The sequence below is a fragment of the Wolbachia endosymbiont of Oedothorax gibbosus genome (genome assembly GCF_936270435.1).
In the GTDB taxonomy this organism is placed as follows: Bacteria; Pseudomonadota; Alphaproteobacteria; order Rickettsiales; family Anaplasmataceae; genus Wolbachia.
Genome location: NZ_OW370567.1, coordinates 795,047 through 812,734, shown reverse-complemented (window position 1 = coordinate 812,734; position 17,688 = coordinate 795,047). Strand labels below are relative to the sequence as shown.

At 35.3% G+C, this 17,688-nt stretch carries 9 protein-coding genes; 1 reads left to right on the top strand and 8 read right to left on the bottom strand.

Annotated elements, in window-relative coordinates; genetic code table 11:
• Positions 1-48: 48 nt before the first annotated feature.
• Positions 49-3,276, bottom strand: coding sequence for an AIR synthase-related protein (locus NBW39_RS04010; protein WP_250295756.1), 3,228 nt, complete (start codon positions 3,274-3,276; stop codon positions 49-51).
• 92 nt (positions 3,277-3,368) lie between these two features.
• Here NBW39_RS04010 and NBW39_RS04005 point away from each other — a divergent pair, with 92 nt between their 5' ends.
• Positions 3,369-6,158: a PD-(D/E)XK nuclease family protein gene (locus NBW39_RS04005; RefSeq protein ID WP_250295755.1), complete on the top strand. Its 2,790-nt coding sequence runs from the start codon at positions 3,369-3,371 to the stop codon at positions 6,156-6,158.
• 13 nt (positions 6,159-6,171) lie between these two features.
• Here NBW39_RS04005 and NBW39_RS04000 read toward each other — a convergent pair whose 3' ends face one another.
• The 7 genes from NBW39_RS04000 to NBW39_RS03970 form a co-directional block, all read right to left on the bottom strand.
• Complete coding sequence (locus tag NBW39_RS04000; protein ID WP_250295694.1) at positions 6,172-7,614, bottom strand: hypothetical protein; 1,443 nt, start codon at positions 7,612-7,614, stop codon at positions 6,172-6,174.
• A gap of 170 nt (positions 7,615-7,784) precedes the next feature.
• Entirely contained in the window at positions 7,785-9,116 is a 1,332-nt protein-coding gene (locus NBW39_RS03995; RefSeq protein ID WP_250295693.1) for a DNA recombination protein RmuC, read from the bottom strand.
• A gap of 19 nt (positions 9,117-9,135) precedes the next feature.
• A complete protein-coding gene (locus tag NBW39_RS03990) occupies positions 9,136-10,587 on the bottom strand; it encodes a hypothetical protein (RefSeq protein ID WP_250295692.1) in 1,452 nt (483 codons plus the stop codon).
• Between the two features lie 332 nt (positions 10,588-10,919).
• Positions 10,920-12,119: a phage major capsid protein gene (locus NBW39_RS03985; protein WP_250295691.1), complete on the bottom strand. Its 1,200-nt coding sequence runs from the start codon at positions 12,117-12,119 to the stop codon at positions 10,920-10,922.
• 497 nt (positions 12,120-12,616) lie between these two features.
• A complete protein-coding gene (gene pyrF / locus NBW39_RS03980; protein ID WP_250295690.1) occupies positions 12,617-13,285 on the bottom strand; it encodes an orotidine-5'-phosphate decarboxylase in 669 nt (222 codons plus the stop codon).
• Positions 13,286-13,314: 29 nt separating this feature from the next.
• Entirely contained in the window at positions 13,315-14,718 is a 1,404-nt protein-coding gene (locus tag NBW39_RS03975) for a coiled-coil domain-containing protein (RefSeq protein ID WP_250295689.1), read from the bottom strand.
• 89 nt (positions 14,719-14,807) lie between these two features.
• A complete protein-coding gene (locus NBW39_RS03970) occupies positions 14,808-17,621 on the bottom strand; it encodes an AAA family ATPase (protein WP_250295688.1) in 2,814 nt (937 codons plus the stop codon).
• Between the last annotated feature and the right edge of the window lie 67 nt (positions 17,622-17,688).

Below are 17,688 nucleotides of genomic sequence, written 5' to 3'. Positions count from 1 at the left end.
AACATACATTTATTTTAAGTAAACATTATATATAGTGAAAGAGTATAATCAAAAAAAATATTTATAACTATTTCTCAAATCTTTCAGATCTACTTTTAAAACATCCTTTATATTTAGCACCTTTTTCTCTGTTACTTCACCAATATATGAATAAACTACGCCTTTAAACAATTCTTCAAACCTCTTCTGATTTTGCGGTGCAATAGTAATCAAAATTCTACTTTGTGATTCGGAAAACATTATTATCTTGTTCATTGTATCTGTATTTTGTATTTTTCCTATTGGTACTAGTGAAAGATCGATTTCAGCACCAAGGTCTCCTGCAATTAGCGATTTTGCCAGAGCAATAATTAAGCCGCCTAAGTTTGGTGCAATTGCAGAGGCAATTATGCCATCTTTTATTGCCTGGTTGTAACGCTCATACAACTTCCTAGCGCTCTTTGCATCAACTTTTGGTACGTTGTTATTATCTATTCCACTGTATAATTGATATTCAGATCTACCAAGTTCATCAAGTGTTTCTCCAAGTACATATATCAAGTCTCCTGGCATTTTTACATCAAGCGATACCGTATTTTCAATATTTTCTATAACTCCAATTGCTGAAATGAGTAATGAAGGTGGTGCAGATATCATCACTTTCTCGCCATTTTCGTCATATCCCTTAAAGTCGTTAAACATACTATCTTTTCCGGATATGAATGGTGTTTTAAATGCAGTTGCAAAGTCGTAACAAGCCTCTGCGGCTCTCTTTAGCTGCCATAGCCTTTCTGGATTATAAGCATCGCACCAGCAAAAATTGTCGAGCAACGCTAAGTGATTTATATTTCCTCCTGCAGCTACGTAGTTGCGTATTGCAGTGTCAATCGCACATGCTGCCATGTGATAAGTGTCAATTTCTCCATAACTTGAGCCAAATCCCTGCGATTTTACAACACCTTTGTTTGAGGAAAGAACAGGCCTTGAGACAATGACTTCACTGCACACTCTTCCCCTGCCCTGCAATGGTTTTAGCACTGATGATCCTTGAACTTCATGATCGTATTGCACCACTATGAACTCTTTGCTGCATATGTTTGGTCTGCTCAGCATTTCTTTTAGATAATGTTTCTCAAAAATAGGTAAAGCCTGTTCAAGCAACTCTTTTGCTTTCTGAGGATTATCTAAGGCATAATAAGTGTTACCGAGATTTGTCAGCGTTCTAGCAACTTCGAAATGGTCAGAGCCATAGTACTTCTTTTGAATTGCTAAAGCCCGTTTGAGCAACTCCTTATATTTCTTATGGTCACCTAGAACACCATAGGCATCGCCTAGGTTTACTAGTAGTTTAGCAACTTCAGGATGATCAGAGCCGTAATGTTTCTCTTGAATTGCTAAAGCTATCTCAGTGTCAGCTACTTGGGTGACAGGAGAGGGTTCCGGAATGACAGCAGATCGATTAGGTTCTCCAGACCACGGCTTTGTCTGTAAATGCATTTTAGGATTACCGTCATGCAGAAACTCGGTTTCCATATCCATTATTACTGCCCCTTCAGGACATTTAACAACGGCTTTACCACTCTCATTAAACTCTCCAATTACACAAACCTCCACATCATGTTTTTTCATGATTTGCTTAAACATAGGAAGATTTTCTTCTGGCACTGCTAAGGTCATTCTCTCTTGTGATTCTGATATCCATATTTCCCACGGAGCCATACCATCGTTTTTAAGGAGAACCTTGCTCAAATCAACTTCAAATCCGTCTTTTCCCATTTCACCAATAGACGACGACAGCCCACCTGCTCCGTTATCCGTTATTGCATTATAAAGACCAAGATCTCTTGCTTCCAAGACGGCGTTGGATAATTTTTTTTGTGTTATAGGGTCACCAATTTGCACAATTGTTGAAGGGCTGTTTCCCGACAAAGCCTCTGAGGAAAACGTTGCACCGTGAATTCCGTCCCTTCCAACTCTTCCGCCAATAATTACAATCTTATCACCATTCTTGGGCCCTTTGATGTGTGAAGGTACATTATTTATACTGCGCGGAATAATTCCGACACTTCCAACAAAGACCAGCGGCTTGCCACAAAATCTATCGTCAAAATATACCGATCCAAGTTGCGTTGGAATGCCAGAACAATTGCCAGCAACATTAACACCATGAATCACTTCTTTCATTATATATTTTGGCGGTAAGATCTCATCAGTACGCTCTTTATCCCTATAGAATTTGCCTTTTGCTTCTTTGGCAAAGCAAAAGTAATAGGTATTCATTATAGGCTCTGCACCTTTGCCGAAACCCACTATATCACGATTAACTCCAAGCACTCCGGTCATTGCTCCACCAAACGGATCAAGAGCTGAAGGGCTATTGTGAGTTTCAACTTTATCTACAATTAAGTAATCGTCATCAAAAATTATTCCTCCGGCATTATCGGAGAAAACTGACACACATATGTCAGAATTTATCTCACGCGTTGCACGCTTTATATAATGCGCATATAGACCGTCTTTTATTTCATCAATAGGAGAGGAGAAAATGTTGTGCTTACAATGTTCAGACCAAGTTTGTGCTAGGGATTCAAGTTCAATATCATATGGATTTCTACCAAGTTTTTTGAAGTAATCCTTTATAGCTTTCATTGCTGCCAGCGAGAGCCCTAAAGTGCCGTTACCATCGATTCCATCTCTGCTGATTTTCTCAAGTTCTTGGTCACTTACATTGAGGTCAACAGACTTAGCCCCATTACTACTTGATGTCATCCCAGTGCTCTCTTTTGTCATCCCAGTGCTTGACACTGGGATGACACCTTTTAATTTACCGTAATGCCTCCAATAGCAATTGCCGTTTTCTTTATAAACAAGCGTGCAATACTCAGTGATAGGGTTGAATTCTTGTTTTATATCATCTTCAGTTGCTTGCCCTAGAATCAATTTTGAACTTCTTGCTTTTATACAAACATTTTCATCAATGTAGTTCTTGTTTATTAAATACTCTCTAACAATTTGTTTCGCTGTGTTGCCTACATTATCGGTCATGCCAGGTAAGAAGCTTATTTCCAAGCCCCACTTTGCTTGTGGTTCTATAAAGTTATATTGAACTTCTTCAAGGTTTTTATTGTAGGAATAATAACGGCAGTCTTGTATGACTTTATTATAAAATAGCCCACAAATTTCTTCATGTAATTTTGATGGTAATTCTTTGCTTATGTAAATCAAGTAAACATTAACTACCCTTCTGCGGCCAACTTGCTCACATTTATTTAAAACTTCTATTCTGATGTTTGTCATACGAAAGATTTTAATATATAATAACATACAAGCACATTTATATTTTAAATAATTTCTATACAATAAAAGCATTGTATTAATTGTTACTGTTAGTGGGAAGAGTTTTTACCGTTAATGTGGATGAATCCCTTTTTGATGTGCTGGTTCAGCACATATTTTCTGAATATGAAAGAGAAAAAATTCCTGAAATAAAGATCATACTTCCTTGCAAGAGAGATGTGATAGCGCTGCTGAGTGCATTCAAGAATTATAACGCTAAAAAATGCATAATTTTGCCAGAGATAGTTTCGCTAGAGAACATCGATGAGGAGGATTTAATATTAAATCTTGATAGAGTCAAAGTTATCAAGCCAACAAAAAGGACGCTGCTACTCATTCAATTCATATTAGAGTGGAATAGAAAAAATAATGATAATTTTCCCATTGATTTAGCTTATAGCCTGCCATCATTACTTGATAAAATTCAATCTACCCAAACAACGGATTATGATCAATTTGATGATCATTCAAAAAAAATAGAGAATTTCATAAGCTTACTCACTGAGACTTGGAGTCAAACTTTAAAAGATTTAGGAGTAGTAGATATATTAGAACATAAGAGTGATTACATAAACAATATGATAACCTCTTTACAAAAAGACCAATATATAATCTTTGTTGGAATTGGAAAGGATAAGTCGTTAATTAAGGCTATATATGATCTGCCATTTGGAAAAATAATTTTGCCTAACCTGAATTTGAAAATTAAAGAGAAAGACTGGAAATTGCTTGATAAAAAACACTATCAATATTGTCTGAAAGATCTGCTCGATTATTTAAATGTAGATAGAAGAGATGTTAGTTTTCTGCCAGAAGCGTGTTCTGGTGTCATTCCAGCGCGTGACCAGGAAAAAAAAGAATGGATCCCAGTGTCAAGCACTGGGATGACAAGAGAGGGCACTGGGATGACAAGAGAGGGCACTGGGATGACAGAAGAAAGGGCTGGGATAACAGGAAGTCCTGAACTAGATTGCGTCTTTGATACAACTGCTGATCTAAGCAAAGTTAGTAATGGACATATTGGCAATATTGAAGTCGTCACTTGTGATTCGAGGGAGGAAGAAGCACAAGTGACATCATTAATTATAGAAAATGAAGGTTATGAAAACGTTTCTTTGGTTGTCTTTGATAAATTACTTGCAGCTCGTATAGCATGTTTATCAAGGCAACACAGTGCCATATCGGAAAATTATCCTTATATAACGCTTCTACTTTACAGTATCGAAGTTTTGACCTCAAATTGGAGCAGTGTGGCATTACTTTCGCTCCTTAAACATAGGCTAGTTACTTTTGGTTACGCACAAGAGGAGTACAGTAAAATTCTATCTGAATTTGAAATAGAGGTATTGCGTAGCTTTAGTACAAACGGTTTTGATGACATTATAAAAGCTATTAATACTCATAAAAAGCTAAAGCATGAAGAGGATATATTGCTTATTATCAGTAAGTTAGAGGTCGTATTTAATCTTTTACTTGATTCTATAAATTACCCTATTTCTGATGTGGTGGCAACTCATTTGCAGTGTATTAATATGCTATCTGGTATAAATTTTTCAGAGCTAAATAATGAAATGGGTAATTTTACCTGTAATTTCTTGAATGCATGTGAGGGTGTAGAAATTAAGTGCTCCTTAGAGTTATATAGCCAAATTCTAACGTTATTTTTAAAGAGAAAGTTTTTTCCTGTAGCAAGTGACTTAAGTAGATTCAGTTTATATCACAATAAAGTTGTAATACTTGCTGGATTTAACGAAACGCCAAGTTTTCAAGGGTCATTTTTGAATGCGCTTACGAGAAACCTTCCTTCTGTGCAAGAAGAGCAGGGGTATTTTTTGTATATTCTGCGCAATTTGTTTTGTGCAAGTAAGGTTTATATTACAAGATCGCTAAGCCATAGAAAGCCAATTCTATTGCAGCGTTTGGAAATTCTGTTGCAGGGGTCAAAATATCCTTATCGCGATTGGCTGAGAATATTAAATACACCTGAATGCATTGTTCCATGTACTCAGCCTATGCCAAAACCTCAAACCGAAGTTAGAAAAGAAAAAATGCAGGTGATGTCTTGCAGTGCAATAGAAAAGCTAATTCGTAATCCTTATTCATTTTACGTTGAATATATACTGGGCCTTAAACAATTAAGAGACTTGAATTTTAAGCCATCGATATTGGAATTTGGCACTATGGTACACAACATTCTTGCAAGATATTTACGCAACAAAAAGTCGCTGATGAGCATCACGCGGGAAGCATTCTCGACTAGTCAGTTTAATTTTTCAAATATGTGGTGGGTAAGACTGCAAAGGATTTTTGTCGAACTTGATGAAACTCGAAGCAACCATATTGAGCTAGAAAAGAGCTTTTCCTGTCCGATATTCCATATTCCAGCGCGTGACGCTGGTTCTTGTGATCAGTATGAAACTGCTTGGATGACAAATAGAGATCTTATCCCTCAAGAAATCTTACTGACAGCAAGGTGTGATAGAGTTGAGTATCTACCAAGTGGGCAAGTAGCAATTATAGACTATAAGCTTGGTTCACCACCTTCCAATGAAGAAGTGATGTCGGGATTTTTTCCACAGTTAATTTTGCAAGCCTTAGCGGTAGAACATATAACAAAAAGAGAAGTTTCAGAACTTGCTTATTGGAAACTTGACTATGATAAAATAAAGGTTATTGCTTTGAAGGATTATAGACAAAAAATGCAGGAATTTCAGAATGATCTACCAGATTTTTTATCTAATTATTTAAGAGATACCACACCCTTTATTGCCTCTCCATATTTTGATAAATTCTTGAGATTTAACAGCTATAAACAGCTAGAAAGGGTAGGAGAGTGGTTGTAAAAGTCCCATTGTTTTACCTAGTTAAATTGAGTTTTAACGCTCCACCAAACAATTGTTCAACGCTATCAATTTTAATTTGTAAAGTGTCCTTTATAAACTTATCAGCCTGGTCTGTACTCATAAAAACTGTATGTTTATTGGGCATTAATTTTTCTATAGTGGCTCTATCTTTTTCGTCATATGTATATTTAAGAAGCTCATCAATTTCTTTGTCCTTCAGATGAGATATGCAATTATAGCTATGCTTTTTGAGATCCTGCAATTTAGCAAAGCTATTACAATCGTTCTCATGGTGAAAGGTTACATTTATACCTACTATTTCGTCCGTTTCTTGCAACTTTCCATCTTTAGCTATCTGTGCCTTAGCAAGCGCAACTGTAGGTTTATGGCCATAATTTGCTCCAATAATCCTTCTTATTGAGTGTTCTATTGCCATTGTTTGCACTTTGGGATTTTCATCGAACTCTTTCAAAAAATTAAGGTGTAAGTTAATATATTCAGAGTATTTCAACCTGTGTTTTTTATGTATAGTTGGTTTGCAGGGCAGTTCATTTGTAGGTGATTTATAGCTTGCAAGAAGCAACTTTTGTTCATACTGTTCATTACATTCTTTTACCCCTTTAAAATGTCTTTCATATTGAGTCAATCCATCTTTTCCTTTTTTCTCCATCCTTTGCAAAAATTTCTCTACTGGCTCTTGTTTAGCTGGAATAATTTTGCGTATAAAAGGAATTTGTTTTTGCAAGCTAACCCAATATGGTAAGCAGACAACTTTTGCATCTTTCGAAAATAGACCTTCTAATTTTTTCACTGCATTGTATAAATTTGCTGATTCTGGTTTATAATGCCCACTATTATTGTCTATATAAGTTATTTTACCATTTACCACTTTTATTAAACCAGAACATAAAACTGGCCTACCACCTGCAAGAGTTGAATGACGATAAGCCCATTCGCTTTTATTAACATTAATATGTTCATGAGTGACTAGCTTTCCATCAAGCGTGATCACATAAGCTACACAACCTTTTTCTCCCTTACTAATTTTATCAGTTGTATCATATAGTTTGCCTTTAAAGCCTTTTAACTTATTACCTTCTATTTCTGGCATTAAGTCTACGCATAATTTTCCTTTATAAGTAATTTTAGTATGTTCTACTTGATCATCTGGAGTAAAATACTTAACCCTTGTATTAGTTCTAGGGATTTTTCTTCCTTCGACTCCAACTTCTGGAAATAAATTATAGCGTGGAAAAAAATATGTAAATTTACTTTCTATCCAGTATAAAATTCTGTTTATAATACCAAAAACTTTTTTGTTACCTAAATCAATAGAGAGTTGCTGTTCTTTTGGTACTGTTTTATGATCGGACTTTGTACTAGATTTGCCAAATTCTTTGGCAGCATATTTAAACTTTTCTAGTAAATATTCCTTACGCTCTTTTGATACTAACACTTTTACCTCACCAACTATTATTTTATTTTATATTATTTTAGACAAAAAGTCAACTTTTTCCTTAATATATTAATAAATAGCTATTTCATTTGCAGCATTGAGCACAATACTATTTGTTTGTGGAGCAGAAGAACTTCCATGTTAGCGCACTATGGTCTGATGTAAGAAGTCTAATCTACTTTCAGTTCTTCAGTATGTAAGCTGCGTGGTAAAGACTCTAATTCCTTTGCAGCACTTAAGTTTTTATTTTTTGCATGTATACCAAGCTTATTGAATTCTCGAGCAGCAGGAAACACCCTTGCTTCAAGCGAACCAGCAGTTTTATTATAATGATCGACAGCACTTTTCAAGCTCCTGCGCAAATTATCAAAGTTTTCGCCCATTGTGCAAATGCGCTCATACAAAATATGACCTAGTTCGCTGATCTTTTTTGCGCTTTCAGCTATCATCTCTTGCTTCCATCCATACGCTATTGCTCTTAGCAACGCAATGAGAGTGATCGGTGTTGCAATGATCACTTTTTTTTCTACTCCAATTTCTATCAAAGCAGGCTCATATTCTAGTGCTGCGCTAAAAACCCCCTCCCCTGTTAAGAAAAGCACCACAAGTTCTGGCGTATTTTCAAATTGATTCCAATACTCTTTTTTACCCAAGTCATTTATGTGTTTTTTTATTGCCAGGGAATGATTCTTTAATTTCTCCTTTTGTATTTGCAAATCATTTTGTGATATAGCATCCATGTAAGAATCAAGCGGCACTTTAGCATCTATTATTATTTGCTTTCCAGATGGCATTTTAATTATTAAATCAGGACGCAATAAATTATCCTCGTTTTTATCAACCACTGACGGCTGAGTAAAAAAATCGCAATATTCAATCATTCCCGCCATTTCTACCACTCTCTTTAACTGCATTTCACCCCACTTTCCTCTGATGTGGGGCTTTCTCAGGGCATTAGCAAGGTTGGAAGTTTGGTTCATCAGTGCTCCAATTTGCTCCTTTAAACCTTCATAGGCCCCTACCCTCTCCTTTTCTAGCTCACGTATTTCGTTATCGAATTTTTCTAATTTTTCTTTTATTGGCGTTACAACTTCGTTAATCGTTGCTTGTCTTTTTTTAAAATCGCTTTCCGTTTCTTTTAATTTACTATCGATTACTTCCTTCGCTAAGTTCAGAAAATTATTGTTATTTGTCTGCAAAGCATCAAGAGAGAGCGCTTTAAAAGTGTTTGTTAATCTCTCCTCTGCTTTTGTTAGTAATTCTATTTCCTTTTTCTTTTCCTCACGTTCTTTTTGCAGAGTTACTTCAAGTTCTGCTCTTTTGATCTTTAAATCAACTATTTCTTCATTCTTCGTAAGCAAACTTTGCTTTGTTTCTTGCTCTAATTTACATAAATTAACTTCAAGGTTTGCTTTCTCTTTACTCAGTTTTCTATTCTTTTTTATGATAATACAGAGAAATAATAGTAAAGAGAGGCTAAGAACTATAGAATTGAAAAGCATCAGAATAAAAAAGCTGCATTTACAATTCTATATGATTTCTGTGTGTATAAGAAAGAAAAGCGGCTGGTGGTGGTGTTGCAGAACTAGCAATTTCTGAACTTGGTACATTTGTGGGCACTTTAAGTTTAAGGCTTTCAACAGATTGATATTTACATATAAAATCTATTTCAACAGATGTCACCTGTTTCTTCAAGCCTAAGGACTTTTTAATTTTACTTGTATCACTAAGTAGTTGGTTATTACCTATTTTTTGCAACGTGTTAATAGTTAAAGAACCATCCGCATTATCCATCTTAAAAAAGTTAATGTTAAACTTACCTTCCTTGCAGTGTATTTCCATACGATATTTACCATTATTTCTTGGGTGTTTATAATCTTCTAGCTTTTGTTGAATATCATCTGCAAGGAGTAGTTCTAAGTTTCCGTTAAAAACGTTGATAGTAGAAGATTCTCTCTTAGATTTCTCAGAGTTTGGTATTTCTTCAACTTTAAGGTAGTTTTCATTTGATGCTCCTTTTAGTACATTACTATCAGCATTTTTGGGATTAGATGTCGGAAAATTTTCTGGTAGCTCCTTAGCATCTGTTTCAGATGTATTAATTACAGGTCTTTGAGGTTCATCTGGCGCTGCTGGTGGTATTGATTGATCAGAAGTATCTATTTTAACAGGCTCATTATTAGGAGTTGATAATTCTTGAGTTGAATTAACTTCAGGTAATTGTTCTGTTAGACCAGTAGTTGTTGAACTTGATGCATGTTCTTCAGCAGCAATCTCCTTGTTGCTGTCATTGTTAACCACTTGTTGTGTCGTAGTAGTATTGAGCTTAGGTTGTTCCAACGTTGGAGCTTCGAATGCCCTGTTAGATATACTATCTACTTTTTTAACCATTGCATTACCTAGAATTTCTTTTGCGCTGATTTTTTTAAATTGACCATTTTCATTTTTCTTCTGTATTGATTCTATCGATATAATTTTCTCATCAACACTATTGCCAGTAATGCGATATTCATTTGCATCACATTTTATATATATAAGCAGTGCATTTAATCTTGTAGCTTCACTATTCTCCTTACATTTTGCTAACTGTTCTGGAGTTAGAGTTAATAACAACTTTCCACCATCTCCAACTTTGAGATTAGGTGTCGGAAAATTTTCTGGTAGCTCCTTAGCATCTGTTTCAGATGTATTAATTACAGGTCCTTGAGGTTTATCTGGCGCTGCTGGTTTATCAGGATTAACTTCATCATCTAGAGTTTTTGGTGTTGTGTGATCTTTTGATTGATCATTTGCTTGAGCAGGTTCCTGTTTCTCATTATCTGAACGCTCCTCATGCTGTGATGTATTTTGTTGAGTAGTATTTGCTTTACCACCAAATAACCACTTCCAGCCTGATGAAATTTTTCTTGCAATCCATGAAATTCCTGTGTGATCAGCAATCCATTTAAAAAAGTTTTTTATTTTTTCCCACATATTTTACTCCTATAATTAATAGTAAATTAACTCAATTATTTCATAAACAGTATAACATGTCAACTATTTTTTACTTTAAAGAGGAAATAGACTTCTCACATTATAAAAAACCATTAGCCCACTCTTTGATGTCATTCCAGCGCGTGACGCTGGAATCCAAATTTTTTAGACTGGATCTTATGGTCAAGCCCACAGCTGTATGAACATTGTCTACCAGGAGAGTGTCATCCCAGTGCTTGACACTGGGATGACAAGAAGAGAGCATGGGATGACAGGAGTGGAGCTATACAAAAAGAAGTAAAAAGGTTTTGAAGGCGGTGCTGCGGAAGTTTTTAGTACTTGCTCGCAACTTTCAACAATTTAATAGCACTGGTGTTTACAACCTCTCCGCCAACACGCTTAGTGACAAAAAACCTCACATAAGGTTTATTCGTATAAGGGTCTCTTAATATTCTCATTCCTCTGTTATCTACAATCTTATAAGCTTGTTTGAAATCTGCCATCGCAATTACTGGTAGCTGATTGTTTGGCGCTGGTGGCATATCGGCAGATTGATATACTGGTATTCCCATTAAGGTATCTGGAGCTTCAAGCGACAAACTTGGTTGCCAGAGATATTGGCCTGTTTGAGCTTTTAGTAGCCTAACATTCTTCAACGTACTCCTGTTCATCAAAAATGATGCATTTTTGGAATAATATTCGTCCAGAGAGTAATACAACATCATTATTGAATCACTATCTAATTTTTCAGTTTTAACTTGCTCTATTTTATTATAACTGTTTCCATTTTCATAAGTTAAAATTCCTTTGGGTTGAAAAGTACCCTCACCCTTAATGAAGGCTTCGCTTTCTTCCTTGCTAAAAGTCTCGGCAATCTTTTCCACCAGCCAACTCTCAACATCGACAAACGCATCATCGAGTAACTTTTGTGATATCTGTGGTTGAGCATATAACTCGTAAGTTGTTATGGAAATTTTTTGGATTTTAGGTGTGTCCGTATCTTTTGCAAAATCATACTTAGATTTATTGCCACCGTCATCATCATCTACTGTTTCACTGCTCCAACCTGCACCGGCACGGTCAAAATCTTCTATAATGTAATCCAATGTTTCAGTAGAGATTCTTTGATTGGAGCATATTTGTCGCATTGGGGACGAATCAGTTACGCGCTTGTTTATGCGTTTTATAATATGCGGAGTAACTAGATACCCTCCGATATCATTATCATCTCCACTGAGGGTTTTGTGTGATAAACCGCTTTCCATTCCCTTGCGGATATAATCAGAAAAATATTTATCGCTTGTGCTAAAATCTGTATTTACTTCTGGACGTTGAGCTGCAGTTTCGATCAAGTCTAAACGCCCTTTGCAACTATCAATGGCATTATTTACCTTGCATAGCTGCTCAATTGTTGCAGAATCAGCACGCCCTTTGCTTTCAATTTCTTTTAGTTTGCGATCATTTATTAATTTAAATTGCTCCCATGATGAAGCAAGTTCATTGATACGGTGAGCGATATCGGTAAGTGACATAATAGCCTCCTTTGAAAATGAAATGAAAAATTAGTTAGCATTAGACTTCTTTTGAATTTTGCAGGCAACTGTGTTGTAATTTGAAGACAGCAAATGGTATAACTGTACGAACATTGTAGTTTGGGCCACCAGTGGGCAGTGCCCAGACACTGGTTCTATGCAACTTAATTAAAAACGTTTGTTTTAGCGTAAGACAACTACCTTTAGCTCATCAGCTCAGTTATAAGCAAAATTTCTGGATTCCAGACTGGAATGACATCATCTGTTGTGCAATTTACCTTTAAAAATGAATATTCGTACAGTTATGTGCTTGGCACTGAAATGGCATCATTTGTTTATCTGTTGAAAATGTAAATCGGAAGATAGCGTGGCACTTTGTTCCACGCCTAGTACTGTAGACTTAATTCAGTAATTGAATTAAGCGAGACAAAATAAAGAGTAACAATACTATATAATGTTTGTTTTTTTATGTCAAGCACTTTTTTTATCTGCTTCAATTAGATAAGGGATTTCAATATTAATTCTGCGCTACTTGCAGTTTTTGTAATGGGTCTGCCAATAACGATATAATCGGCTCCTGAATTTATTGCTTCTCTTGGTGTTACTGTCCTTTTTTGGTCGTCATGACCTGGATCTATACGAATTCCTGGAGTAATAATTTTCAAGTCTTCACCGCATTCTCGGCGCACTTCTTGAGCTTCTAGTGCAGAACAGACTATTCCATGGAGTCCAATCTTTTTTGCAAGCTTTGCAAGCAAAATTACCTGTGATTTTACTTCTCTTGCTACTCCAAGCTCGTTTAAATCCTCATTGCTCATACTAGTTAGCACTGTCACTCCAATCAGCTTTATTTTTGTGCCTTGCACTACACTTAGTGCTTCTTCAAGCATTTTTGTCCCACCGCTGATGTGCAGAGTTAACATTTCAACGTTCAGAACTTTTATTACTTCAACTGTTTTAGCTACAGTGTTTGGAATGTCATGCAATTTCAGATCTAAAAAAATTGGTACATTGCATTTTGCAACTTCTTGCACTCCAGAAAGACCATGAGCAGCAAAAAATTCTAATCCCAGCTTTACCATGCCAACTTTACCACGCAGAGCATTAGCCAAAGATAAGGCCTTATTTAAGTCTTGTGTATCCAGTGCACATATTATTGGGTTCATTATCTTGCATAATTTTTTTTATAATAAGACTAATTATCGCACTTTACAAGTCCTACATTCTGGGATTGACTGTGTTTACAACGTTCTGTCCACGGTAAATCTGGCAATTTGATCGGAGTGGATGAGCGACTGTTATATCCAGAATCTTCCTCGGGTCCATATCCACGATCTCCTGCATGTAAAGGAATGGATGTTTCGTCTGGCGATGATGCATATACAAGATCTTCCAGCGAAGAAGCAGGCGTTTTGTTTCGCAAATCTTGTATAACTTCTTCTAACATAAACCTTATTACTGGAATCTCCTGTAATATTACTGCCTTATCATCATCTTTGATCACTTTACTTCTTTTTATTGATCCTTCTAACTTGCGTATCATATATTCTTTCATATTTTCTATATAAGACACTTTTTCTTTTCTCTCTCTCAACAAATCTTCTTCAAGTTGTTCTATTTGAGTGTCTTGCTTCAAAAGTAAATTTTTTACCTCATTGTTACAATCTTTTCTTATTCCCTCTAACTCAAAAGACTGACTTTCAATGAAATCATTTGCTTTATCTAACTCTTCAGATTTCTCTTTTAATTCTTGAGATAAGTTTTTATTTTTCTGATTAATTTCTTTAAATCTACATTGTAACTCATCTAATTCTACATAAAGTTCTTCTTGTCTTTGATACAATTCTTCTTTTTTATTATATAATATATTTTTTTCTTTACATAATTTTTCTATTTCCTTACATAATTCCTCTTTTTCTTTAGATAATTTTTCTATTTCTTTATGGAATTCTTCATTTTTTAATTCTGCATGTTTATTATTATCTATTTTCCTTTTCAATTCCGTTATACGTTCTTCTTTTTTAGCTATATCATTTTCTTTTTTTTGTAACTGTTCACATAAACACGAGATTTTACAAAGTAATTCTTCTGCTTGCTCACCAAGCTCATCTTTTTCCTTCATTATTTTTTTTAATTTGCCTGTTATTTCAAATACACGGTTTATTTTAGCTTCTAATTTTTGCTCTAAAGATTTTTTTTCTTCAAGAAGAGATTCTCTCTCAACTTCTGACTCATTTACTTTCTGAGCCAATTTTTTTGCTCTCTTGTCTAAATTTTGCTTTTCTCGAGTTAATTCACGCGATTGATTCTTTAATTTTTCCACTTCTTTGTTTGCAGCTTCTTCAGCTTCTTTGCCTAGAGTTATTTTATTTTCTAACTCTTGCTCTTTCTGAGCGAATTTACTTCTCTCAATCTCTATTTTTTTATTATTACTAATTATTTTATACGAAAGTGCAAGCACCAAAACAGATAATGCAGCTAAAGCGAGAGTTAGAGGAAGAGGTACATTAGAAGTTACAATAAGCGCTAAAGATGTAAGTAACGTTAAGGAACTAGCTATAAAATAAAATGCATTAGCTTTTTTAAACAAATTACTCATTACTCCCCTCCCCCATGAACAAAACTTTAGCAGTCTTGTACTGTATTTATTAAAATTCTCTTATCTGTGGGAGAATACGCACTTACATCTTAAGATGCGCAGGAATTATTTATTGAATTTCTCAAAGGCGATGAATTAGGGATGACGAGACTTGAATTAGGACTGTTTTGATTTTGTGGCCCTGAGTTTTCTTTATTCTCATCGTTCTCTTCCTTTTCAGGAGATTTTCTTGGAGGATTTTTTTTACCTTGTAGATTATTAGGTGAATTATTGTCCACAATTGGAAATTTAGACAAATTGGGAAATGTTTCGTTGGTAGAAGTTTCTCTTGTTGTTGGTGTGGACATATAATTTGAGGAAGGTAGCTCATTAACGAACTTACCTTTATTTATTTTTTCCAATTCTGGTGAATGTTCACTGCTTAGATCCTTTATCATTTTCAGTGAATTAACTGTTTCTTGTAATGAACTTTGTTCCAGCTTGTTTAGCTTTTTCTCTTTAGTAAGCTGCTTATTCAACACATTATCTATACCATGAGTCTCCTTAAAATGTTGACAGAATTCCCCAAGCCTAGACGTGCTAGTGAATCTTTTTTCTTCCAATTCACGTAATAAAATAATTAGATTTGCGTGTGAAAAACCTTTAGTCTCGTCTAAAACTCTTTTAAGCAAGTTAGGTATTGTTCCTTTCAGATGCTCATTTATTATTTTGTTACGTGTGTTTGTGTCTAATGTAGAAATCTTAATGTGTGTAGACAAACGACCACCCCTAGTAAGTGCTTCATCTAAATCACTTATACGATTAGTTGCAGCAATCACCGTCACACCTTTTATAGAGTCAAAGCCATCAATTTTAGTTAAGAAATGATTTAAATGTTCTACATTATTACCATTAAGATCACGTATTTTGCCAAAGCCTTCAATTTCATCTATAAAAACTATACAAGAAGCGTTTTCTTCTGCTTTTTTAAAAAGATCATTTATATTTTTTATATTAAACAAACTAGAAACAGAAACACTTATAAATGCAGATGTATCTTTAGTTTCACTCGCAATTGCCTTAGCAATCATAGTCTTACCAGTTCCTGGTGGACCATGCAAAATGTATCCTTCTTCTTTTTTTAGAGCCGCACCTGATTCTTTTTGTGGTTCACAAATCTTTTTCAGCTCTTGTTTCTTATCATGTGGAAGTATAATATCCTCAAATGTTATCTTTTCTCTTTCTTTACCTTTTTCATAAAACTTCATCTGCAGCTCTTCTTTTACTTCAACTTCCTTTATGAGACTACCAAGCCTTTCTTCTAATTCCTCTTTTGTTGCAGCACCATTAAGCCCTGCCTTTAGCTCTCCAATTTTTGTTGCAGCACCATTAGTCTGCTTTGAAATTTCATCCAATTTTGTTTCGAGATCACTAACTTTCTTATTTAGCCCTTCTTTTGTTGCAGCGCTTGTCCCTAGCTTTTTTATTTCATCGCTAAGCTTATTTAGCTCTTCTTTTTTTGCAGTACCATTAAGCCCTGCCTTTAGCTCTTCTTTTGTTGCAGCACTAGCAATATTTGTCACTAGCTCTTCCATTTCACCTTTTGTTGTAGCACCATTAGCTTGCTTTGAAATTTCATCTAATTTTGTTTCGAGATCACTAACTTTCTTATTTAGCCCTTCTTTTGTTGCAGCGCTTGTCCCTAGCTCTTTCACTTCATTGTTAAGCTTATTTAGCTCCTCTTTTGTTGCAACACTAGCAATCTTTACCTTTAGCTCTTCCACTTCATCTTTTGTTGCAGCACTAGCAATCTTTGCCTTTAGCTCTTCCACTTCATCTTTTGTTGCAGCACCATTAGCTTGCCTTGAAATTTCATCTAATTTTGTTTCGAGATCACTAACTTTCTTATTTAGCCCTTCTTTTGTTGCAGCGCTTGTCCCTAGCTCTTTCACTTCATTACTAAGCTTATTTATCTCTTCTTGTGTTGCAGCACTAGCAATCTTTGCCTTTAGCTCTTCCACTTCATCTTTTGTTGCAGCACCATTAAGCCCTGCCTTTAGCTCTCCAATTTTTGTTGCAGCACCATTAGTCTGCTTTGAAATTTCATCCAATTTTGTTTCGAGATCACTAACTTTCTTATTTAGCCCTTCTTTTGTTGCAGCGCTTGTCCCTAGCTTTTTTATTTCATCGCTAAGCTTATTTAGCTCTTCTTTTTTTGCAGTACCATTAAGCCCTGCCTTTAGCTCTTCTTTTGTTGCAGCACTAGCAATATTTGTCACTAGCTCTTCCATTTCACCTTTTGTTGTAGCACCATTAGCTTGCTTTGAAATTTCATCTAATTTTGTTTCGAGATCACTAACTTTCTTATTTAGCCCTTCTTTTGTTGCAGCGCTTGTCCCTAGCTCTTTCACTTCATTGTTAAGCTTATTTAGCTCCTCTTTTGTTGCAACACTAGCAATCTTTACCTTTAGCTCTTCCACTTCATCTTTTGTTGCAGCACTAGCAATCTTTGCCTTTAGCTCTTCCACTTCATCTTTTGTTGCAGCACCATTAGCTTGCCTTGAAATTTCATCTAATTTTGTTTCGAGATCACTAACTTTCTTATTTAGCCCTTTGATTTGAGGCTCTAAGCTTTGTATTGTATTTTCTTGCTCTTTAGCTAATCCATTTTTTTCATTAAGTTCTGCTTCTTTTTCATCAAGCTTTTTATTCTGGCTAATCATTCTACATGAAATTGCAATTACTACTGCAGAAAGCACAAATAAAGTCAAAATAACAGGAAGAGCTACATTAAAGGCTGCAATTGGAGATAAGAATGCAACATAAGGGGCAACAGCAAGTGTCCCAGATGCAAGCAATACCAAAGTAGCAAGAGTACCAGCTATAAGATATGGCGCATTAGTTTTATTATATAGATTTCCCACTATCGTTCCCTCATAAGTAAAGCTATCGTTATGGTAACGCTCACATTAAAGGAAGTCAAGCTAATTT